Annotated in this window: 18 protein-coding genes and 1 riboswitch; of the genes, 11 read left to right on the top strand and 7 right to left on the bottom strand. The window is 35.8% G+C overall.

Annotation, left to right across the window (positions count from 1 at the left end):
- Window positions 1-118 precede the first annotated feature (118 nt).
- From NSU17_RS10750 to thiT, 3 genes are all read left to right on the top strand, one after another.
- The gene (locus NSU17_RS10750; protein ID WP_340705505.1) at window positions 119-1,294 is read left to right on the top strand and encodes an exonuclease SbcCD subunit D; all 1,176 of its coding nucleotides are present in this window, start codon (window positions 119-121) and stop codon (window positions 1,292-1,294) included.
- Window positions 1,291-4,368 carry an SMC family ATPase gene (locus NSU17_RS10755; RefSeq protein ID WP_340704997.1) on the top strand — a complete coding sequence of 1,026 codons (3,078 nt, stop codon included), beginning with the start codon at window positions 1,291-1,293 and terminating at the stop codon, window positions 4,366-4,368. The genes NSU17_RS10750 and NSU17_RS10755 overlap by 4 nt, the downstream gene beginning before the upstream one ends.
- 64 nt (window positions 4,369-4,432) lie before the next feature.
- A riboswitch (TPP riboswitch) is annotated at window positions 4,433-4,538 on the top strand.
- Between the two features lie 94 nt (window positions 4,539-4,632).
- A complete protein-coding gene (gene thiT, locus NSU17_RS10760) occupies window positions 4,633-5,193 on the top strand; it encodes an energy-coupled thiamine transporter ThiT (RefSeq protein ID WP_096552303.1) in 561 nt (186 codons plus the stop codon).
- A gap of 86 nt (window positions 5,194-5,279) precedes the next feature.
- Here thiT and NSU17_RS10765 read toward each other — a convergent pair whose 3' ends face one another.
- Window positions 5,280-6,275 carry an acyltransferase family protein gene (locus NSU17_RS10765; RefSeq protein ID WP_340704998.1) on the bottom strand — a complete coding sequence of 332 codons (996 nt, stop codon included), beginning with the start codon at window positions 6,273-6,275 and terminating at the stop codon, window positions 5,280-5,282.
- 218 nt (window positions 6,276-6,493) lie between these two features.
- Here NSU17_RS10765 and map point away from each other — a divergent pair, with 218 nt between their 5' ends.
- On the top strand, window positions 6,494-7,246 hold the full coding sequence (map, locus tag NSU17_RS10770; protein WP_340434726.1) for a type I methionyl aminopeptidase: 753 nt from the start codon (window positions 6,494-6,496) through the stop codon (window positions 7,244-7,246).
- Window positions 7,247-7,522: 276 nt separating this feature from the next.
- Window positions 7,523-8,662: an IS110 family transposase gene (locus tag NSU17_RS10775; protein ID WP_340704999.1), complete on the top strand. Its 1,140-nt coding sequence runs from the start codon at window positions 7,523-7,525 to the stop codon at window positions 8,660-8,662.
- Window positions 8,663-8,823: 161 nt separating this feature from the next.
- Here the strand turns inward: NSU17_RS10775 and NSU17_RS10780 are convergent, their stop codons facing one another.
- Entirely contained in the window at window positions 8,824-9,162 is a 339-nt protein-coding gene (locus NSU17_RS10780; protein ID WP_126434551.1) for a hypothetical protein, read from the bottom strand.
- Between the two features lie 791 nt (window positions 9,163-9,953).
- Here NSU17_RS10780 and NSU17_RS10785 point away from each other — a divergent pair.
- Window positions 9,954-10,514 (top strand): GNAT family N-acetyltransferase, encoded by a 561-nt coding sequence (locus NSU17_RS10785; protein WP_016837902.1) that lies wholly within the window; start codon window positions 9,954-9,956, stop codon window positions 10,512-10,514.
- Between the two features lie 557 nt (window positions 10,515-11,071).
- Here the strand turns inward: NSU17_RS10785 and NSU17_RS10790 are convergent.
- Together NSU17_RS10790 and NSU17_RS10795 are read right to left on the bottom strand one after the other, a co-directional pair.
- On the bottom strand, window positions 11,072-11,659 hold the full coding sequence (locus tag NSU17_RS10790) for a beta-class carbonic anhydrase (RefSeq protein WP_340705000.1): 588 nt from the start codon (window positions 11,657-11,659) through the stop codon (window positions 11,072-11,074).
- Window positions 11,660-11,816: 157 nt separating this feature from the next.
- Window positions 11,817-11,957: a hypothetical protein gene (locus NSU17_RS10795; protein ID WP_340705001.1), complete on the bottom strand. Its 141-nt coding sequence runs from the start codon at window positions 11,955-11,957 to the stop codon at window positions 11,817-11,819.
- A gap of 451 nt (window positions 11,958-12,408) precedes the next feature.
- Between NSU17_RS10795 and motA the strand changes: the two genes are divergently transcribed.
- Both motA and motB read left to right on the top strand, forming a co-directional pair.
- Window positions 12,409-13,209 carry a flagellar motor stator protein MotA gene (gene motA / locus NSU17_RS10800; RefSeq protein WP_340705002.1) on the top strand — a complete coding sequence of 267 codons (801 nt, stop codon included), beginning with the start codon at window positions 12,409-12,411 and terminating at the stop codon, window positions 13,207-13,209.
- Window positions 13,193-13,960 carry a flagellar motor protein MotB gene (motB, locus tag NSU17_RS10805; protein WP_016837898.1) on the top strand — a complete coding sequence of 256 codons (768 nt, stop codon included), beginning with the start codon at window positions 13,193-13,195 and terminating at the stop codon, window positions 13,958-13,960. Before motA ends, motB begins: the two co-directional genes overlap by 17 nt.
- A gap of 170 nt (window positions 13,961-14,130) precedes the next feature.
- Here motB and NSU17_RS10810 read toward each other — a convergent pair whose 3' ends face one another.
- On the bottom strand, window positions 14,131-14,352 hold the full coding sequence (locus tag NSU17_RS10810; RefSeq protein WP_340705003.1) for a DUF1128 domain-containing protein: 222 nt from the start codon (window positions 14,350-14,352) through the stop codon (window positions 14,131-14,133).
- A gap of 161 nt (window positions 14,353-14,513) precedes the next feature.
- Between NSU17_RS10810 and NSU17_RS10815 the strand changes: the two genes are divergently transcribed.
- Window positions 14,514-14,840 (top strand): YtxH domain-containing protein, encoded by a 327-nt coding sequence (locus NSU17_RS10815; RefSeq protein ID WP_016837896.1) that lies wholly within the window; start codon window positions 14,514-14,516, stop codon window positions 14,838-14,840.
- Between the two features lie 33 nt (window positions 14,841-14,873).
- A complete protein-coding gene (locus NSU17_RS10820) occupies window positions 14,874-15,806 on the top strand; it encodes a YihY/virulence factor BrkB family protein (RefSeq protein WP_340434713.1) in 933 nt (310 codons plus the stop codon).
- 762 nt (window positions 15,807-16,568) lie between these two features.
- Here NSU17_RS10820 and NSU17_RS10825 read toward each other — a convergent pair.
- Entirely contained in the window at window positions 16,569-18,473 is a 1,905-nt protein-coding gene (locus NSU17_RS10825; RefSeq protein ID WP_340705004.1) for a heavy metal translocating P-type ATPase, read from the bottom strand.
- 236 nt (window positions 18,474-18,709) lie between these two features.
- Between NSU17_RS10825 and NSU17_RS10830 the strand changes: the two genes are divergently transcribed.
- Window positions 18,710-20,083 carry an L-cystine transporter gene (locus tag NSU17_RS10830; RefSeq protein WP_340434709.1) on the top strand — a complete coding sequence of 458 codons (1,374 nt, stop codon included), beginning with the start codon at window positions 18,710-18,712 and terminating at the stop codon, window positions 20,081-20,083.
- An 814-nt stretch (window positions 20,084-20,897) separates the two neighbouring features.
- Here NSU17_RS10830 and NSU17_RS10835 read toward each other — a convergent pair.
- On the bottom strand, window positions 20,898-22,448 hold the full coding sequence (locus NSU17_RS10835; RefSeq protein WP_340705005.1) for a fumarate hydratase: 1,551 nt from the start codon (window positions 22,446-22,448) through the stop codon (window positions 20,898-20,900).
- Window positions 22,449-22,760: the final 312 nt, after the last annotated feature.

Genomic DNA, 22,760 nt, shown 5'->3' on the forward strand with positions numbered 1-22,760 from the left:
TTTAAGTTGATGAAGAATTTTCCAAAATCGATAAGAACATATATTCGTAAATTTGGTAGTCACTCAATTGAACTCGTGTTAAAATAGATGCATAGCAAAAAGCGGAGGTCGATTGAATTTGAAAATTTTCCATACGGCAGATTGGCATTTAGGAAAGCTTGTGCAAGGGGTGTACATGACAGAAGACCAGCGTTATGTACTCAATCAATTTATAACAGCAATTGATGAAGAAAAACCGGACGTTGTTATCATTGCTGGAGACTTATATGATCGAGCTCTTCCCCCGGTGGAAGCGGTAGATTTACTTGATGAAATTTTTGCCGAAATCGTGCTGAAACGAAACGTGCCTGTACTTAGCATAGCAGGAAATCATGATAGCCCTACACGTCTTGAATTTGGGAGCAAATTGATGAAAGAGAGCGGATTGTACATTGTCGGCGAACTCGATCACCAATTAAAACCGATTATTTTACAGGATGAATTTGGAGAAGTGCATTTTCATCTTGTACCATTTGCAGAACCTTCCACTGTGAAAAATGTATTTCAATGCGAATCAATTAACACATACGATGATGCCATGAAAACTATCGTTGAAAAAATAGAAGAAAATATGGATAGAACGAAGCGTCATGTGTTCGTTGGACATGCCTTTGTAACGCATTCTGGAGAAAAGGGAGAAAATACAAGCGATTCTGAACGTCCGCTCTCAATTGGAGGATCTGAATGTGTCAATGCTCATTATTTCCAGGCATTTCATTACACAGCCCTTGGGCATTTACACAAAGCTCATTACGTATTAAATGAAACGATACGATATCCGGGATCTCCATTAAAATATTCGGCATCTGAAGCGAATCATCAAAAAGGATTTTTAATAGTCAATTTAGATGAAAATGGACAAGTTTCTATTGAAAAACGAAATTTCACACCGAGACGAGATTTGCGCATCATTGAAGGCACCATTCAAGAAATTTTAAAACATGATTACTGTGAAGATTATGTATTCGTACGATTGACTGATTTAACACCAGTTGTAGGAGCGATGGAACAAATTCGCACTGTTTACCCGAATGCCATGCATGTGGAACGAAAAACGATTCAAAGAATTGAAAGTGCTGAAGAGAATATTAAAATTCAGCGAGAACAATTGGATGATATGACGTTATTTAAAGCTTTCCATAAAGAAATTTTAGGCTTTGAGCCGACAGAAGAAGCTCTTCAATTATTTGAAGAAGTATTGAATGAAATGTTGCGTGATGAAAGAGAAATGAAAGAGGAGGCGGTGACGAAATGAAGCCAATTTTATTAAAAATGACCGCCTTTGGACCATACAAAAATGAAGAAGTGATCGATTTTACAAAACTTCAGGAAAGAAAGCTTTTCGTGATTTCCGGACAAACTGGCGCCGGAAAAACGACGATATTTGATGCCATCTGTTTTGCGTTGTATGGTTTTGGTAGCGGTCAAGACAGGAAAGATACAAAAATGCTGCGCAGTGATTTTGCAGAAGATGATGTGCATACTTCTGTTGAATTTGTTTTTGAAATACGTGGCAAAAAATATCGTGTTTTGCGCAGGTTGTCCCATGTGAAAAAAGGAAGAAAAACACCAACTGGTGAAAAATATGAGTTGTTTGAAATACTGCCAAATAACGAAGAAATTCCAGCGGTGGAACGGCAACGAGTGACGGATATTAATGAAAAGCTTGAAGAATTGATTGGATTAACTTACGAACAATTTAGCCAAATCGTGATGCTGCCACAAGGAGAGTTTCGTAAATTATTAACTTCTAAATCGGACGAGAAAGAAGAGATATTAAGAAAAATCTTTAAGACAGATCGCTTTGTAAAAATGGCTGATAAACTGGAAGAAAAGAAACGATTAGCGGATCAACAACTAAATGAAGCAAAGGCATTAAAAAATAGCTATATTAATCAAATTGAAGGAACATTACCAAAACGAGAATCATTGTTGTTTACAATGCTTAGTCAACATTCCAATATTTATCAGATTCTAGAAGGATTGGCAGAAGAACAGCAATATTATCAGAAAAAAATTAAAGATGATGAACGAATGTATCGAGAAGCTTTCAAAAAACATCAAGAGGCATATGAAGTTTATGTTGCGAATAAAAAGTTAAATGATCAAATTGATGAATATGAAAGGAAAAAAGAAAAGCTATCCTTTTTACAATCTCAAAAAGACCATTATGAACAAATAAAACAAACAATCGATGCAGCAAATCGTGCAAGCCGAATTTTCCCACTCTATTCTTATCTGATGGAACTGGATAAGGAAAAACAATCCATCGAAAAGAGAATGGAACTCGTTACAAAACAGTTAGAAGCAGCAAAATGGACATTTGCTAAAGCAGAAGAAATGTTCAAGATGGAAGCAATGAAAGAGGAAGAACGGGAACAAGCGAATGAACGAGTAAATGAATTAGAAAAACTTGTCCCTATTTATGAGCAAATGAACGAACAAATAAAGCTCGTGGACAAACTGTTGAATGAAAAAAATCAATTGCAAACTCGCCTACAAAACATAGTAAAACAGATCGAAGAAAAGGAATGGGCTATTCAACAGTTGAGCGAGATGATTGAAAAGCTGGAAGAAGACACAGAATCATTGAATGAACTATTAGAACAGCAACGACTATTAAGAGAAATTGTAGATACCTACACAAAATACTTTGAGGTAAACGCTGAAGTCCATAAACTAGAAAACGAATGGCTTAAAGCGACATCTACCTATGAAGAAGTTCAAAATATATATGCTCAGGAAGAGGAAAAATGGTTGAATAATCAAGCGGCCATTCTTGCGAAGAGTCTCCTGCCTGGAATGCCTTGCCCTGTTTGCGGTAGTACGGTACACCGAATCGAACATACAGCATCAACTGAAACCGTTAATCAAACGGAATTGAAAAAACTGAAAGCAACATTAGATGAAGCTCAGCAAAAGAAATTTGCTGTTCAAGGGAAATTAGAATCGAAACGACATCAATTACAAGAAATAGAACAAAAATTAATGCAATATCACGCGCCATTAAAAGAATATCAAAAATATGTTCATCAATTACAAGATATAAATATTGCTATAAAAGAAAAAGAACGTCAAAAAGAAATACTTACATTAAATAAAAAACAAATAAAAATTCTGCAAGATGAAAATGCACAATTAGTTCATTTTCGTAAGGAAATCGAACGTCAGTATCATGAAAAACATGAACAATACACGCAGAATAGTACGATTTTAGAACAACAAAAAAAATTAATACCAGAAGAGATTAAAGACCTTTCCCAATTACAAGTTGCACTTCAACAAGCAATCAGCAATAAGCAACAATTAAAACAATCTTGGGAAACAGCCCAAAAGCAGTATCAGGAAGCTAACAAACAAGTTGTAATGAATGAAGAGGCATTTAAACAAATAACTGAACAAGTGAAACATATTCAAGTAAAATGTCAACAATCAAAGGAAAATTTCCATTCAGCTCTTCTACAAGCAAGGTTTACATCGACGGAAGATTTTCTACTTGCTAGACGTCCAGAACAGGAAATTGAAGCTTTACAAATGCAATATGATAATTATTCAAAGGAGCTTCATTCTTTACAAGTGCAAGTGAAAGAGGAAGCAGAAAAATTAAAAGATAAAGAAAAGGTCGATTTAACAGAAGCTGAAAAAGAATTGGAAGCGTTGCAGTTTAATTATGAAAAAGCATTAGATGAATTAAACTACTCGAAAGCTTGTGAAAAACATTGCATCGACTTTGCAGAGAAGCTTGAAAGACTTGCCAATAATATATTTCAAATGGAAGAAAAATCGAATCAAATCATAGATTTATATAATTTACTTCGTGGACACAACAGCAAAAAAATTTCCTTTGAACGCTATGTACAAATGGGGTATTTAGAGCTCATTACAGAAGCAAGCAATCTTCGTTTGAAAAATTTATCGAACGGTCAATATTATTTGCAAGTTTCTGACCGATTGGAGTCCTACGGTAGGCAAAGTGGATTAGGATTAGATGTATATGATGCATACACTGGACAAGCAAGAGATGTAAAAACTTTATCTGGCGGAGAGAAATTTAATGCTTCGTTAAGTTTAGCACTAGGAATGGCGGATGTGATTCAAAGCTTCCAAGGAAATGTTCAAATCGAAACAATGTTTATTGATGAAGGTTTTGGCTCCCTTGATGAAGAATCGTTGATGAAAGCAATTGATACGCTCATTGAACTACAAAAATCCGGCCGAATGATAGGGGTTATTTCTCATGTGGAGGAATTAAAATCGGCAATGCCTGCTATATTACAAGTAGAAAAATTAAAAGAGGGCTATAGTAAAACATCCATTATATTAAAGTAAATAATGAGGTTGCAATCTTCATATAATTTGATAAAATGACATTATTCCCAATAGAATATAAGATTTGTACCACAAGGGGTGCTGATGAAGTCAGCTGAGAGTGTGCCGGATGCACTAACCCTTAGAACCTGTAAGTTAGTACTTGCGTAGGGATGTGGATAGAAACCGAAACAAAGACGTCTCGGCTCTGTCCGGACGTTTTTTATTTTGTAGTTTTCTATCCTTCTCTCAAGTTCTATAAACGAAGAGAAAGGAGATAATTGAATGAGAAACCAAAAATTATTATGGATGGTTGAAATTGCGATTTTTGCTGCAATTGGTTATGTGTTAGACCAATTGAAATTTTCTATTTGGGCGCAGGGTGGATCCGTTAGTTTAGTAATGCTGCCTATTATTTTAATCGCTATTCGTTGGGGACTATCTGCAGGACTTATGACTGGATTGATTGTAGGATTATTGAACATGACAATTAATCCTTATATTGTCCATTGGGCTCAAGCATTGCTTGATTATGTTTTTGCATTTACTTTCGTAGGATTTGCGGCAATTGTTCGTAAACAAGTGTTAGATGGAGTATCAGAAAATCGTAAAAATAAAATTGCATTATTTGTTATCATCGGAACAATTATTGGCGGTTTGTTGCGCTTTATTTGTCATACACTTGCAGGAGCTATTTTCTTCAAAGAATATGCAGGCGATCAAAATGCCTGGATTTATTCTATCGGGTATAATGGTTCATATATGGTTCCGGCTATTATTTTAACTGCAGTTGCAGCGGTGCTCATCTTTACTGCAAGCCCAAGATTGATAAAAAAAGAAAATTGATTACAATTGTGAATTAAAATAAAAAGCGAATTGGGAGACAATATTGTTTTCCTAATTCGCTTTTTTATGGATAAATTTTTATACGTTTATCTAATTTTACCTACAATCCATTTCCCAAAAGGTAAATACGAAATGCATTTTGAAATGGTAATGGCAACGATTACCGTTGATATCATCATTGCTAAAATTGCTAGATAACCATTGTTGAAAAATGATACAAAGTACTTTGCGGTTAATGATAGTATGTTCCAATGAATTAAATAAATCATAAATGCATACTTGCTAATAATTCGAATAATTTTAAAAGATGGAATCAGTTGTCCATAGGCTAAGATCATGCTTGTTATTCCAACGACAAAAGGAATCAAATCCATCCTTCTAGAATGTATTTCAACCATACCGAATTTATAGCCATACCAAATATAAAGAGCTGATAGTGCCGTGAAAATTACAGTGAAAATGCGATATTTTTTCAATAGTGGCTGAATTTTTTCATAATTTGCACCGATTATGAATGCGATTACAAAATAAACGAACCAAGCTGTTCCATACAATTTTTCATACTTCATATTTTCTTGAAAGAATGGATATGGTAAATCAAAAATTCGATGCTGCAGAAAATACAACAATGCACATAAAGGTAACACGACAAAAGATGGCCATTGAAATTTAATCATTAGCCAAAACAATAGATACAATTGAAGAATAACTAAAACAAACCAACCTACAAATTCACCTAGAACGATATTGTTATAAAAGGTTTGCCAAATTAGACCATTTTGGTAGTTATATTCAATGACAAGGGCATCAATAAAAGCCCAAAATATATATGGAAGTAAAATGAATTGAAGCCGTTTTGACCAAAACGATTGTGGGATTCCATCTTTATATTTTGCTGCAAGAATGATGATGGAAAGTAAAATAAATGTCGGTGTAGCATAACATAGAAGTATTCGGATATAATGAACCACTACTGAATTTTCAGAAAGACCTGATTCTAGGTTATAAAAAGTAGTTGAATGTAATAGTAAAATTGATAAACATGCAATAACTCTTAATAAATCCCACTCTTTAATTCGCAATGATAAAACTCCTAATGTTTATAATGTTTGATTATAACATGATTAAAATACCTTTGAAGGTCTAAATAAAATTTTCATTATATATTCTATCATTTCTTGAGTAAAATCATATATCATATTGTGTAGTACATTCCTAAATTTAAACTTGGATTTCCGAAAAACTTTATAGAGTATGTTATATTATAAAAAGAAATTGTATAGAAGAAAGGAACTTTTACATGATTGTAAAAACACAAGAAGAATTAGAAGCGTTAAAAAAAATTGGGCGCATTTGCGCGGAAATTCGGGATGCGATGAAAGCGGCGACTAAACCAGGCATCACAACGAAAGAGTTGGATGAGATTGCCGGCCGCATGTTTGCTGAAGCAGGAGCAATTTCTGGCCCAAAAGGTGAATATGATTTCCCGGGATATACATGTATTAGCGTCAATCACGAAGTTGCACACGGTATTCCAGGCAATAAAGTCATTCGAGAAGGTGACTTAGTCAATATTGATGTTTCAGGATCATTAGATGGTTATTTTGCCGATACAGGCATTTCTTTTGTTGTAGGAGAAGGGTATGAAGACAAAGAAAAACTTTGCCGTGTTGCTAAGTCTGCCTTCGAACGAGCAATGACAAAAGTGAAAGCAGGCTCTAAATTAAATCAAATTGGGAAAGCCGTTGAACGAGAAGCAAAAGATCATGGATTAAAAGTCATTATGAATTTAACGGGGCATGGAGTAGGGCGTTCTTTGCATGAAGACCCACAACACATATTAAATTACTATGATGCATGGGATGGAACTATTTTGAAAGAAGGGATGGTTCTTGCGGTTGAGCCATTCATTTCTGAAAAGGCAGATCATATAATTGAAGCTGGGGATGGATGGACATTTATTACACCTGACAAATCACTCGTTGCACAAGTTGAACATACAATTGTTGTGACAAAAGATAAGCCAATAATTATCACGCAAATTAATGAATAATCATGAGCTTTTATTTCATAAAAAACAATCATGAATTTTCATTCACAACCCTGGCATGAAAATGGATATTTCTTTCCCATAATGTAGATAACACAAACAGTTAACAATACGTAGGCTTTTATGGTGGATGATACCCTGAATAAAAAACTGTTTGAGTGGATTTGGTGAACAACCCATTGTTAGCTCATTCATTTGGAATGATGACTACGTACAGAAAAATGCTTATATTTCAAATTCACTCGCTGTTTGTGAATCTACTTTATGGGAGGGATTATATTGGATGTACTGATGACACGTTGTGCAGGATTAGATGTACATGCTGAAACAATTGTTGCTTGTGTCATGATTGGCGAACAGGACGATGAATTATTCATTGAAACAGAAACTTTCCTCACTTTAACAAAGGATCTCTTTCGTTTACTAAAGTGGTTGGAAAACCATGGCATTACGCACATTGCGATGGAGAGTACTGGAGTTTATTGGAAACCTGTTTATAACATTTTGGAGGATTACTTTGATATTACATTAGCGAATGCTCAAAGAATCAAGAATGTCCCTGGAAGAAAAACAGATGTTTCGGATGCAGAGTGGATTGCGAAGTTATTGCGTTATGGACTGATTGAAAAAAGTTTTGTTCCACCAGAAGATATACGAAACCTTCGTGATTTAACTCGGCTTCGTAAAAAATGGATCGGCCATTTGACTTCAGAAAAAAATAGGATTCTGAAAGTATTAGAATGCTCAAATGTTAAACTAAATTCAGTTATTTCAGATGTGTTTGGTGTTTCTGGAAGAAAACTTCTATCCAAATTAATTCAAAATGGATATGTTGATTCCATTGATGTAGAAAATAGTATTCACGGAAGAATGAAGCACAAAAAACAAATGATTACAGACTCTTTATTCGGTACTTTAAACGATCATCAAATCTTTCTAATCAAACAATCTTGGCAACACATCGTTTATTTAGAATCATTAATCAGCCAAATCGAGGAAAGAATAGATGAAATTCTGAAGAATTATAAAGAAGAAGTGGAGTTATTACTAACGATTCCGGGTATTAAAAAGGATTCCGCAGCAATTATTATTGCAGAGATTGGGGTGAACATGGAACAATTTCCTACCTCTCAACACTTAGCGTCTTGGGCCGGAGTTGCTCCAGGAAATCATGAAAGTGCAGGAAAACGAAAGTCAACTAAAACGACTAAAGGGAATCCTCATATCAAAACTGTACTGTGCGAAGTAGCATGGGCAATCTCTAGAAGTAGGAATCGTTGGTTAGCTGCTAAATATTGGTCGATTGCTGCAAGAAGAGGAAAGAAAAAAGCACTCGTTGCCATATCGCATCGAATGCTTCGAATCATTTACTCCATGCTAATTAATAAGGAGCCTTATAAAGAACCTTTAATTAATTAGTATAACCAAAGAAGAATAAGTTTAAACAAAGTTACCTTCCATTAGGTAGCTCTGCTTTCTTATTGTCTTTTTTAGGTTATTTATATATTACCCTCAATAGATTGAAGCTATTCATGGGCTAAGTGGAATTAAATTATTTTCACAGAAAAAATCCTGAACGTTTAATGACGTACAGGATTTTTTTTCATAAATAATACTCCAACAATTAATACACCACTTAAAAATAGGGATGAAGTTGTAACTAACAGTTCATCAAATCCGTTTGAAATTGCAATTCCTATAAAAGACCAAACAAACACAAGTGGATATGCGGTGTCATAATGATGATAACGTAAATGCAATGCAACTAATGTGGCAAATGTTAATATAATTACCACCCATAAAGCATTACTCAAGCCGAACCCGTGCCATTCTTTATACAATAGTAAATAACAGGTATTGATAATAAAAATAAAAGTAATCCAGCCGAAATAAATAGCAATAGGAATTCTTTTTTTCAAATGTTCTCCTTGCATCGGATATGTAAGATATAGTGCGAATAAGGACAGTAGTTGGATTCCAACGCATATAAAGGAGTAGAATAATGCTTCCTTATTCCATAAGTATATCGAAAGTATTTGGAAGATCATCACGAGCAAAAAGAAAATTGTCTGAATAGGCGAAATAAAGGTTTCAGAGTTACGCTCCTTTGAATAATTAATTGCCCAAATAAATAAAAGAATAAAAAGAAAGAACCAAAATATATATACATAGGTAGAAGGCGATATTAGAAGTGGTAGGCGATTGATAATTGCTATAGTGGATTTTCCTTCGATTGGTAGCCAAAAAGAATATAAGGTATAGATGGTCGCTGCTATAAGGCTACAAAAAATGACGATCATTCGACCCATGTTTCGCACTCCTTTCCATAAAATTATAAACGTTTATTTCAACAACTTAAAGTGAGGAATTAAATTTTTCACTTTTATATATGACAAATATAGCAAGAGGAAAATATTCGAATAGTACTTTTGAAAACAATAGATTAAATGGATAGAGAGAACGAAATGTGGAATGAAAACTAAACAAGCACAGCTTTCAACGTGCATATAATACTGTACAATCGAGTAGGTAAATAATGGAGTTTACGTTTCTGCAAGAACAAAAACAATCTAGTAAAGTTTGGGTTTCTTTAGCATGTTTATAACCTACTAACTAAATGCTAGTAGAATTATAAAATATGGAAGAAAGGCATTAGGTAAGTACAATGGTGAAGAAGCTATTACAAATATTTAAAAAGAAGGGTGATCATGTGATTCGAATCGAAAGCGACAGGTTGCATTTACGTACCTTTGTAGAAACAGATGCAAAAAAATTAGCGGAATTGTTACAGCGAAATAAATATTTTTGGGCAACTTATGAGCCATTACATGATGCGGAATATTATACAGAAGAGGCACAGTTTCGAAAAATTTTAGAAGGATTGCATCTTCAGCGTACAAATCGCGAATATTCCTTTGGGATATTTACAAAAGATGAGGAACAATTAATTGGCCATATTTCCTTATATGCGATTAAAAGGTTGCCATATAGCAGTGCATTTATTGGTTACTCCATCGACGAACGATTTACGGGACAAGGTATTGCAACAGAAGCAGTGAATGAAGTTGTGCAATTTGCTTTTAATGTAGTGAATTTACATAGAATCGAAGCATATGTATCACCCAAAAATATAGCTTCTGTGAAGGTTTTAGAAAAGGCAAATTTTAAACGAGAAGGTCTATTAAGGGAATTATTGTATATTAACGGATCTTGGGAAGATCATTATATGTATGCCCTTTTACAAAGCGATTATTTTCGTAATCAACGTTAACCGTTCGCTTCTTAACTAAAATCCTAAAATTAGCGATTTTAGTTAGGAGCGAATTTTTTATATTGCATGTGTGGGAAATCGTGTATCTTGTGTGAGGGAAGTCAAGCTCGAGCGGGAAATGTTCGAACATGTGCGGGAAATGGTTTAACTTGAGCGGATGAAACGATGCTCGTGCGGGAAATGTTCGAACATGTGCGAGAAATGGTTTAACTTGAGCGGATGAAACGATGCTCGTGCGGGAAATGTTCGAACATGTGCGGGAAATGGTTTAACTTGAGCGGATGAAACGATGCTCGTGCGGGAAATGTTCGAACATGTGCGGGAAATGGTTTAACTTGAGCGGATGAAACGATGCTCGTGCGGGAAATGTTCGAACATGTGCGGGAAATGGTTTAACTTGAGCGGATGAAACCATGCTCGTGCGGGAAATGTACGAACATGTGTGGGAAATCCTTCAACTTGTGCAGAACCTTCTTAAAGTTGAAAAAGATAAACTTGCACAAAAAGTCCACCCGCTCGCCAGTTTAATTCCTGACCTATGCAGATGGACTCAATGTTCAATCGTTGTATCGTTTGTTTTCTAAATATTCATGTCCATTTGTTAATAAATCAAGTTTGCCTGTTTCAGGATTCATAACTAAGCCATGCACTGGCGTATTTTTTGGAAACAGTGGATGGTTACGAATGATGTCAACACTGTTCAATACGTTTTTTTCAACATCTCCGAATCCACGTAACCATTCAATCAAATCGATTCCTGAATACTTAATAGATTTGATTATCTCCTCACTTATCCCTTTTTCAATCATATGATCAACCATCAAATAAGGATCAACAGTGCTCATGCCACAATCATAATGACCGATTACATACACTTCATCTGCTTGTAGTTCATAAACAGCCACTAAAATGCTTCTCATAATTCCCCCAAAGGGATGGGCTACCATTGCACCGGCACTTTTAATAATTTTTGCATCGCCATTTCGCAAATTCATCGCCTTTGGTAATAATTCGATTAAACGTGTATCCATACACGTTAATATAAGAATTTTTTTATCTGGAAATTTTGATGTTTTATATGGTTCATATTGCTTGTTTTCAACGAATTCTTTGTTAAAACGCAAAATCTCATTTAATGATGCCATTTATTAACCCCCTTTCTGATGTTAAGGACGATTATAGCAATAAGAAATAGGTTGATACAAATGAATTGAATATGAATAAATATAGCAAAAAGTGATAAAAAAATCGACAAATACAGGTTAACCTGTTTTGTCGATTTTTCATTCAAGTGCTATGGCATTAAAATTTTTCAGATGGTTTTGCGTCAACTTTTACTGAAGAAGTGGAATCTAAACCTTTACGTAAATAGTGAATGAACATCATAACTGCAACTAAAAGAATGCTAATATATCCAGTTACAGTTGCTAAAAATAAGCCCATTGCTAGACTCCTTTCTAAAAAACAATAATGATTTAAATTAATTATACTATAACTATACGACAATTATAAAGGTTTTAGGAGAAAAATAGGATTAGTAATTCCAAGGAACGTTACGCAATTTTGCTATTTTTGTAGAAATTGTGACTTACGTAGTGGAACCGATTTACATGAAAAATCTGTGGTTACGCAATTTTGCTATTTTTGTAGAAATTGTGACAGACAATAATGGGAAGTATGCAAAATTTGATGTGAAAGTATCATTTTTTATTTCCTTACATAAATATTTATTAATTATAAAAAATAATATTTGAATGAAAATAGAAAATTATTATATGAACCATTTATTTTCTATAAAAATTACTCATTATTATAGTTATCTAGTAAAAAGATACTTAAAAAAATATTGGAAAATGTCGAAATATAAAGTAGTGGAAGATTTGGAGGTACAGTTATGGATTTAGCTACAGTTATAGGTATTTTTCTCGGCATTATTGCGGTATTTGTCGGGATGATAGTAAAAGGGGCGTCCTTGAGTATTTTAATCAACCCAGCGGCATTTTTAATCATTATCGTTGGTACAATATCATCTGTTGTGATTGGATTCCCAGGAAAAGAACTAAAAAGAATCCCTAAATTATTAAAAGTAATTTTTACTGAACAAAAAACAGTAAGCGATGTAGAAATCATTCAAATGTTTTCAAAGTGGGCAGACCTAGCTCGCCGTGAAGGTCTCCTTGCATTGGAAAGTGAAGCCCAAGAAATTAAAGATCCATTTTTACGAAATGGTTTAATTCTTGCAATCGATGGTCAAAGTGCAGATTACATACGGGATGTATTAAATGAAGAAGTTGAAGCGATGGTAGAGCGCCATGAAAGTGGTGCCCAAATTTTTTCGCAAGCAGGTACATATGCTCCAACACTCGGAGTACTTGGGGCGGTTGTCGGTCTAATTGCCGCTTTAGGAGATATGGAAAATATCGATAAATTAGGTTATGCAGTTTCTTCGGCTTTCGTTGCAACATTATTAGGGATTTTCACTGGTTATGTATTATGGCATCCATTTGCTAATAAATTAAGACGTAAATCCGCTTTTGAGGCTAGACAAAAACGATTAATGATTGAAGGTGTTTTATCTGTATTAGAAGGTGAGGCTCCGCGTATTATTGAACAGAAATTAGCTTCGTATTTGACAAATGAAGAGCGTAAACAATTCTACGAAAGCGGGGCTGGCGGTCTTGGCAAAGAGAACTAAAAAGCGAGGAAAAGAAACAGAAATCAATGAATCATGGCTTTTACCGTATTCGGACTTAATGACGTTGCTATTAGCGTTATTCATTGTATTATTTGCTTCCAGTAGTATTGACCAAGTAAAGTTCCAAAAAATGTCGCAAGTGTTCAATGAAATTTTTAATGGCGGCGTTGGGTTTATGGAAAATACCTCAGTCATTGATAATCCAACGGCTAGAACGGATGGAATGACAGTAGAGCAAAAAGCTTATTTAAGAGACCAAGCTCAACTTAAACAAATTCAAAGTGAAATTGAAAATTTTATCGCTGTCAATGAATTGGAAGATACATTTTCAGCAAAAATGACAGATGAGGGATTGCTGCTTACAATTCGTGATAGTATTTTATTCGATTCAGGGAAAGCAGATATAAAACCTGAAAACATCCCAATTGCCCAGGAGTTATCGGCTATTTTAGAATTTGACCCACCACGTTATATTGTTATTACTGGACATACGGATAATGTGCCTCAAAATACTCCGGAATTTCGATCAAATTGGGAATTATCTGTGATGCGGGCAGTGAATTTCTTAAAATTAATTATCGATTCAAATCCGAATTTAGATCCTAAATATTTCAGTGCAAAAGGGTATGGAGAATACAATCCAATTGCAACGAACGAAACAGCAGAAGGTAGAGCGAAAAATCGTCGGGTTGAAGTGTTAATTCAACAACTCGTGAAAAAAGATGAAACTACAACTTCAGAAACGAATTAAAATAATTTGTTGTAAAGGAGCGTTTCATAGTGGAACGCTCCTTTTTAAATCGTTTTATTTAAAGTGTATGATTTACTTTAAAAGAACATAATGAATCCTTTTACAAGATATTTGAATAATGATTAATTAAATAGGAAAAAGTATGCGGTAGTTAATAAAATGAAAATGGTTTATTTTCGAAGCGAACCTAATTCAGAGACGATTGCCTCTATTTCGCTAGGGCTAAAGGAATCACGCTTCATGACCATTTCGTATAAGTCATACAAATCTTCGTAATTAGCTTTTGTAAAATCTTCTGAACGCAATGCGCTCGAATTGACCATTTTCAATTTTTCTTTAATTTTTTCTACAATATACGCCACATTATCTTTGGAAGGCGTTGATAAATTCATCTCTTTTTAGCCACCTTTCAATTAAGCTTTGTATCATCATTTCATTTCATATTATGGTTGTCAAGTTGTATCCATGCATTCGCCCTTACTTTTAAAAGATTAAAAGTTCTTATAGAATATTATTAGTAAAACTTTACATGAATCGACAGGAGGAGAAGGTAATGAGCCAAAGCAAATTATGCAAAGGTGTTGTGATTGGTGCAATAGTAGGTGCCGCAGTGAGCATGTTTGATCGTAAAACAAGAGAACATACCGTTGAAACAATGAAAAATATAAAGGATTCTGTTATTTACTATGCTAAAAATCGTGATGAATTCCAACAACTCGTTTATGAAAAGATAGAAAAAATGCAAAAATTATATGAAGATACGACGGAAAATGTAAATTTTATTATGGAAAAAATCGATGAAATGAAAGAAATTCCAAGTACCGTTCAAGCGATTGTCGAAGATACAAAAGCAGCTTTTTCATCGAAAGAAGAAAAATAATGTGATGTGGGATGAAGGGAAGTGAGCTAGCGCTTGAATGATTCAAAAGTTTCGCAAACAAAATGGGTTTTAATGTTTCAATCAATTTTTAATCCAGATGAATCAAAAATTGATATTACGACTTTTAAAGGATTTGTCCAGGAAATCATTATCAGAATGAAGAAAGTGGACATTTCCGGAATGGGGGCGCAACTAGCTTACTTCTTCTTACTATCATTTTTCCCGTTGTTATTAGTCGTAGTTTCCACATTACCTTTTTTGGATATTAATCAAGAACATGTTTTTCGTTTTATTCAAACCATTGTACCAGCTGAAGTTTTCATGTTGACCCAAGGAACGATTGTAGAAGTATTGACAACGTATAATGGGGGCGGTGTTTTATCAATCGGGATATTAGGTACATTGTGGTCTGCTTCAAGAGGAATGAATGCGATAATTAAAACGTTAAATGAAGCTTATGAAACAGAGCCAAAGATGGGAATTATAAACCGAGCTTGGTCATTAGTCTTTACAGTATTATTAATTTTAATATTGCTGCTTGCTTTAATAGTGCCGATTTTTGGTCAACGATATGTATACTTGCTATTCGATTTTTTAGGAGTCGAGACATCATTTGTTGACTTTTGGAATTATGTACAATGGATTTTACCACCACTACTCATTTTTATTGTGTTACTTTTATTGTACTGGGTTATACCTTATACAGAATCACGAGTTCATATTGTGACTGTATTACCTGGAACAGTATTTTCAACTATTTCATGGGTAGTGTTAATTTACGGGTTTTCTTTTTATGTGAAACATTTTGGGAATTTTACTTTTACTTATGGAAGTATTGCCAGTGTCATTATTTTTATGCTTTGGTTGTATTTTACGGGAATGATTTTAATATTCGGTGGAATATTAAATGCAGCAATGCGTAAAAGACATTTTGCGAAAATAAGAAAGGCAACATCTCCTAATTAAAAAATTTCCCAAAGCAGACACTCCACTCATAGCAATTTTGTACTTCATACAATTATACAGAAAAGCGGTTTAAGTTATCCGCTTTTCTGTTTACGTGCGCCCGGCATGTACATGAACTATAGGGTGTAAGTCCCGAACCCCGAAGACAGAAGTAGAGGTTAGCCAAGAGCAAGGGTGTCCGTGGTGACGCGGAATCTGAAGGAAGCTGGAGGCAAAACACCGGTCCGAGGAACACGAACCTCATATAAGGCTAGGTATGATTGAGTGAGTTTGCGAAACAAAACAAAGCTCTTTCTGTCGAAGGTCATATCGAGTAAATGAGGCGGATAGATGGTGTGAAAGTGCATGTACTTACCCGGGGAGGTCTGGCGGATATGTGAAGTACGCTTCATAACCTACTTAGTGATAAGTAGCTGAACCGTCAGAAGTCAGCAGAGGTCATAGTATTAGTTGGTTTAGAACTACTAAGAAGGACCGAACAATTAAGAGAGAATAGCCCTTGGCATTCAGTGAGTCATGATGAACACAGAAAACGTAGTACCTCACTTGAGGAAGGAAGCGGTGAATCCCGTGGGAGACCTCTTGGAGGGTGGAGTGACCACTGGCATAAGAAGACAAGCTATTCACGGAAGTTATGAAAACTTGCGTCAATGATCTTAATTGAACCGCCGTATACGGAACCGTACGTACGGTGGTGTGAGAGGACGGGAGCTAATCACTCCCTCCTACTCGATATATAAACCAATGCATCAACTAAATATTCTATGATTGTGTTTTGAGCATTCTTAATCCATTTAAGATCACTAAAATAGTGCTACCTTCGTGCCCAACTACCCCAAGTGGGAGATCGACGATTTGAAGAAAATTAGAAATGATGAGTAAAGCAATGACTGCTGTTGAAAAAATAACATTTTGTTTCACAATTTTTTGCATTTTTCTTCCCAGTTTAATAGCGTAGGCAATTTTCGATAAATCGTTTTTCATTAATACGACGTCTGCCGTTTCCAATGCTACATCAGTACCTCCGCCCATAGCAATTCCTACAGTTGATTTTGCAAGGGCAGGTGCATCATTGATACCATCGCCTACCATTCCAACGTATTGATGTTGTTTTAAAGCTTTATTAATAAATTCTGTTTTTGTAACCGGAGAACATTCAGCAATATATTCCGTTACCCCTACTTCTTTCGCAATTGTTTTGGCTGTTTTTTCATTATCTCCTGTAATCATGGTAATATTGATTCCAAGTTCTTTCAATGTTTGAACAGCTTCTTTCGCTTCATCACGAATTATGTCTTTTAAAGCAATCAATGCGGCAATACCTTGCTCATCTTTCATAAAGACAACGGTTTTTCCCTCTTCTGCCAGTTGAGCTGCAACACCATTCGCAAATGTCTTTGCTTCATTGCTTCCTACAAAATCTCCCTTACCAATCAGGTAAGATTGACCGCGAATATTCCCTTTTAACCCAAATCCAGGAACATCAGCAATATCAATGCCGGAGATAATTTCCACTTGTTGTTCTTTCGCATATTGAACAATGGATTGAGCAAGCGGGTGATTGGATTGAGCTTCAATAGATGCAATAATTTGAAGCGTTTCTTTCGTATCCAAATCTTCTCGGACAATCACATCGGTTACTGACGGCTTTCCCTCCGTTAGTGTTCCAGTCTTATCGACTGCAAGTAATTTAATGACGCTCAAATTTTCTAAATGGACGCCACCTTTTAGTAAAATGCCATGTCGTGCACCATTTGAGATTGCTGCGAGTGTAGCGGGCATAATGGATGCAACAAGGGCACAAGGTGAAGCGACAACTAGTAACACAATTGCTCTATAGAAAGTTGTATTCCAGTCCCAACCAAATAGGTAGTGTGGAAGAATCATCATAATTAAAACGGCAATTAAAACACACTTTACGTAGAGATTTTCAAATCTTTCTATAAATAGTTGGGAAGGGGATTTTTCACTTTGAGCTGATTGCACGAGCGTAATAATTTTTTGGAAAAGCGTTTCAGAATTTGGTTTTGTCATGTTAATTGTAATGGTGCCATTTAAATTGATGGTACCTGCGAAAACTTCATCACCTACATTTTTGGAAACGGGAATAGATTCACCTGTTATGGCTGATTCATCAACAGATGAAGAGCCTTTTATGATTTCACCATCTGCAGGAATTCTTTCTCCCGGTTTAATTAACAGATGGTCGCCTACTTTTAAAGTAGATACGGGTACTTTCATCGGCTCAAAATTTCCTCGTACGAGCCATGCTTCTTCTGGTTGCAAATTCATTAAGGATGAGATTTCACGATGACTACGATTCATTGCATAAGTTTCAAGGGCGCCGCTTAAGGAAAAAATGAAGATCAATATGGCACCCTCTGTCCAGTAGCCGATTGTCATTGAACCGATGGCTGCCAAAATCATCAATAACTCCACATTTAATGTTCTATTTTCTATAGTGTCAAGGATTCCTTCCTTTGCTTTCGCATAACCACCAATAATAAAAGCGATTATATATGAAAATACCGAAGCTGTTGATAAGCCTTCTTTTTCTAATTTCCACGCCATTAATATAATGACTCCGCTTATAATAGCTGCGATTAGTTCCTGATGTTGTTTTATATTCTCAATTAGTGAGAAACTTTCTCGATTACTGTTATCCATAAAATCCTCCTTGTGATAATGAATTTCAGTTTCAAACCTCCATTTTTATAGTAATTGATAATCAATATCAATTATTTATAATAAGTTTTATTTTAAAATTATTATAATCAAAAACGGTTCTTTTGTAAACAATTAAACACTAAAAATTATAGAAAATTTAAATTATATTAATCTTACTTGACTTATCGGAATAAAGATGTATTATAAAGTTTGTTCATATAAAAGGAGGCTAAGTGATGGGAATCATAGTAAATATTACTATTTTAATAGGCTTGTTGGTCTTTTTATATTTTTTAAAGAAAAAAAATGTAAAATTTTCAAACAGAGTGTTTATAGCGTTAGCTATTGGGGTAATATTTGGAGCTGTTCTGCAATGGATTTATGGATTTGGTTCAGAAACGATAACAAAAACGATGCCATGGTTTAATATCATCGGGAATGGTTATGTAAAATTATTGCAAATGGTTGCAATGCCTTTAGTATTTATTTCAATTTTGGCGGCATTTACGAAAGTAACAATAGGAAAAAATTTAGGGAAAATTGCAAGCATCATTTTGGCTGTGCTAATTGGTACAACTGCCATTGCTGCATCCTTAGGTATTTTATCAACAGCCATTTTTGATTTGGATGCTTCACAAATCATGCAAGGGGACTCTGAAGTTGCACGTGGAGAGGAAATTGTGCAAAAAGCTGAAAATGTAAAAACATTGCCAGAGCATATTTTGGAAATGTTCCCTGCCAACCCATTTCTTGATATGACAGGTGCCCGTTCCACTTCAACGATTGCGGTTGTAATTTTTGCAGCCTTATTAGGATTTGCTTATTTACAACTTCAACGAAAAGATGAGGAAACAGCAAACACAGTGAAAAAAGGCGTCGATGCCATTTATGGTCTCATAATGGGCGTTGTACGCATCGTTCTGCAATTAACGCCATATGGGGTATTGGCGATTATGGCACGTACGGTTGCTACAAGCAACTTCGGTGCAATTGCCGATTTAGGCAAATTTGTCATTGCTTCTTATGCAGCGTTGATTGCAATGTTTATTGTACATTTAATAATTGTTTCGTTGACAGGTTTAAATCCGGTATTATACGTGAAAAAAGTTGCTGAAACTTTATTATTTGCATTTTCATCACGTTCAAGTGCAGCTACATTACCGTTAAATCTTCAAACGCAAACAAAACGTTTAGGCGTTCCAGAAGGAATTGCCAACTTTGCAGGTTCTTTTGGCTTATCCATTGGTCAAAATGGTTGTGCTGGTGTATATCCGGCAATGTTGGCTGTTATGATTGCGCCGACTGTTGGAATTGATCCGTTTACACCAGGGTTTATTGCAATGCTTATTTTAATCGTTGCAATCAGTTCATTTGGTGTAGCCGGTGTTGGCGGTGGTGCAACATTTGCAGCAATCATTGTATTATCTGCTATGGATTTGCCGTTAGCACTTGCGGGTATTTTGATTTCAGTAGAACCGTTGATTGATATGGGACGTACTGCGCTGAATGTAAGTGGTTCTATGGTGTCCGGTATTGTATCAAGCCGTATCACAAAAGAACTGGATACAGAAATTTATAATGACACTTCAGAAAAGACATCTTTGGTTTAACCATTAAATAATACTCCAATTCGCCAAAGGAAAATGGGCATTCATCACAAGTGAATGCCCATTTTTATGGTGCGCCCGGCATGTACATGAACTATAGGGTGTAAGTCCCGAACCCCGAAGACAGAAGTAGAGGTTAGCCAAGAGCAAGGGTGTCCGTGGTGACGCGGAATCTGAAGGAAGCTGGAGGCAAAACACCGGTCCGAGGAACACGAACCTCATATAAGGCTAGGTATGATTGAGTGAGTTTGCCAAACAAAACAAAGCTCTTTCTGTCGAAGGTCATATCGAGTAGATGAGGCGGATAGATGGTGTGAAAGTGCATGTACTTACCCGGGGAGGTCTGGCGGATAGGTGAAGTACGCTTCATAACCTACTTAGTGATAAGTAGCTGAACCGTCAGAAGTCAGCAGAGGTCATAGTATTAGTTGGTCTAGAACAACTAAGAAGGACCGAACAATTAAGAGAGAATAGCCCTTGGCATTCAGTGAGTCATGATGAACACAGAAAACGTAGTACCTCACTTGAGGAAGGAAGCGGTGAATCCCGTGGGAGACCTCTTGGAGGGTGGAGTGACCACTGGCATAAGAAGACAAGCTATTCACGGAAGTTATGAAAACTTGCGTCAATTATCTTAATTGAACCGCCGTATACGGAACCGTACGTACGGTGGTGTGAGAGGACGGGAGTTAATCGCTCCCTCCTACTCGATTATTTTTATAATAGTTGCAAAAAATTCATAAAAAAGCTGTTCAAAAAATCAAATATTCATCTGATTTTTTGAACAGCAAAACCTATATCATTTAGATGGATTTAATTAGAATACTCTTTCTGCGAATTGAGCTAATTTTTCTAATGAAGATTTTTCGATATCTGCGTGTAAAGAGTTTCCATGAGAGTCCATTGTTACAACGGCAGTGAAGTCTTCAACTGTTAAGTGCCACATTGCTTCAGGAATACCGAATTCAAGGAAGTCTACACCGTCTACGCTCTTAATGCAGTCAGCATAGTATTGTGCTGCACCACCAATTGCATTTAAGTACACGCCACCGTGTTCTTGTAATGCTTTTAATGTTTTTGCACCCATACCGCCTTTACCGATTACTGCGCGGATTCCGAATTTTTTCATGATATCGCCTTGATAAGGTTCCTCACGGATGGAAGTTGTAGGACCAGCCGCTTTTACAGTCCAATTTCCATTTTCGTCTTTTGCCATAACAGGACCGCAGTGGTAGATAATTTGTCCATTTAAGTCTACTGGCGAATCATGAGTCATTAAATGATGGTGGATTGCATCGCGTCCAGTGTACATGCGGCCGCTGATTTTCACAACGTCGCCTACTTTTAGTTCACGAATTTGCTCTTCAGTGATTGGTGCTTTTAATTCAACTACGCGGCTTTCAGATTTTGTTTCAGCTTTTTCTTCTTCGTTTCGGAATGTAATTTTTTCACCATCTTGATAGTGCCATTTTTTGATTTCGCCAGTGTTGGCATCAATATCAACCGCCATGCGACGGAATGCCCAGCAGTTGTAAGCAATTGATACGAAGAAAGAAGCTGGAATACGGTGCATTACGCCAATTTTACAACCTAATAATGTTGCTTCACCGCCGAAGCCCATTGTTCCTACACCAAGTGTATTTGCTTTTTCAACGATGTACTCTTCTAATTTAGCAAGTTCAGGAATAGGATTTGTATCTTCTAAGTGGCGGAATAATTGTTCTTTTGCAAGATCGTAGCTGCTAGAGCGGTCTCCACCGATACCTACTCCGATAAAACCAGCAGAACAACCTTGTCCTTGAGCTTTCCATACAGCATGAAGAATACATTTACGAATGCCATCAAGATCACGGCCAGCGCGACCAAGACCTTCTAATTCGCAAGGTAAGCTGTATTGAGCATTTTTGTTCTCACAGCCTCCGCCTTTTAAAATTAGTTTCACTTCAATATAATCGTTTTCCCATTGTTCAAACTTGATAACAGGAACGCCTTCACCAAGATTGTCACCGCTATTTTTTCCAGTTAATGAATCAACAGAGTTTGGACGGAGTTTCGCATCTTCAGTTGCTTTTTTTACTGCATTGCGGATTGCTTCCTTAATTTCTAATTGGTTAACACCAATAGGAGTTTTTACTTTAAATGTTGGAAGTCCTGTATCTTGGCAAATAGGTGATACATTATCTTCTGCCATTACAATGTTATTCGTAATAGTTGCTAAACTCATTGCAGCACGAGTACCAGCACTTTCAGCTTCCTTTGCTCGTTTAATGGCACGGCGAACATCTTTCGGTAAATTTGTGGACGTTTCACAAATTAAGTCATAAAGACTTTTCTCCAAAGTTTGTAAATATGTTGTTGCGACTGACATGAAATGTCTACCCCCCAAAATTAATAAAAAAAGATTAAAGTCCATGTCTATTATACCTTTTTATAATTTCTATTAAAAGAGTAGAAGCTTAAAAGGGAAACTGTCAAAAGCAGGGTTTTCGACATGTAAAACATACTAACATTAGTAGTACAGACCTAGGCCAAGGTTTGTGCTACTATTTTTTTATAGTAGAAGTGAAGGAAGGTCGAACAGCTCCTGGGACCAAATAGAGTCCGTATTAAAAACAGACCAACTTCACACCCTTATTTGAATCAGTTTAGTATGTTGGGTCCATAGAGACCGTGTATAAGA

This window comes from Ureibacillus sp. FSL K6-2830 (assembly GCF_038004145.1).
Taxonomy (GTDB): Bacteria; Bacillota; Bacilli; order Bacillales_A; family Planococcaceae; genus Ureibacillus; species Ureibacillus thermosphaericus.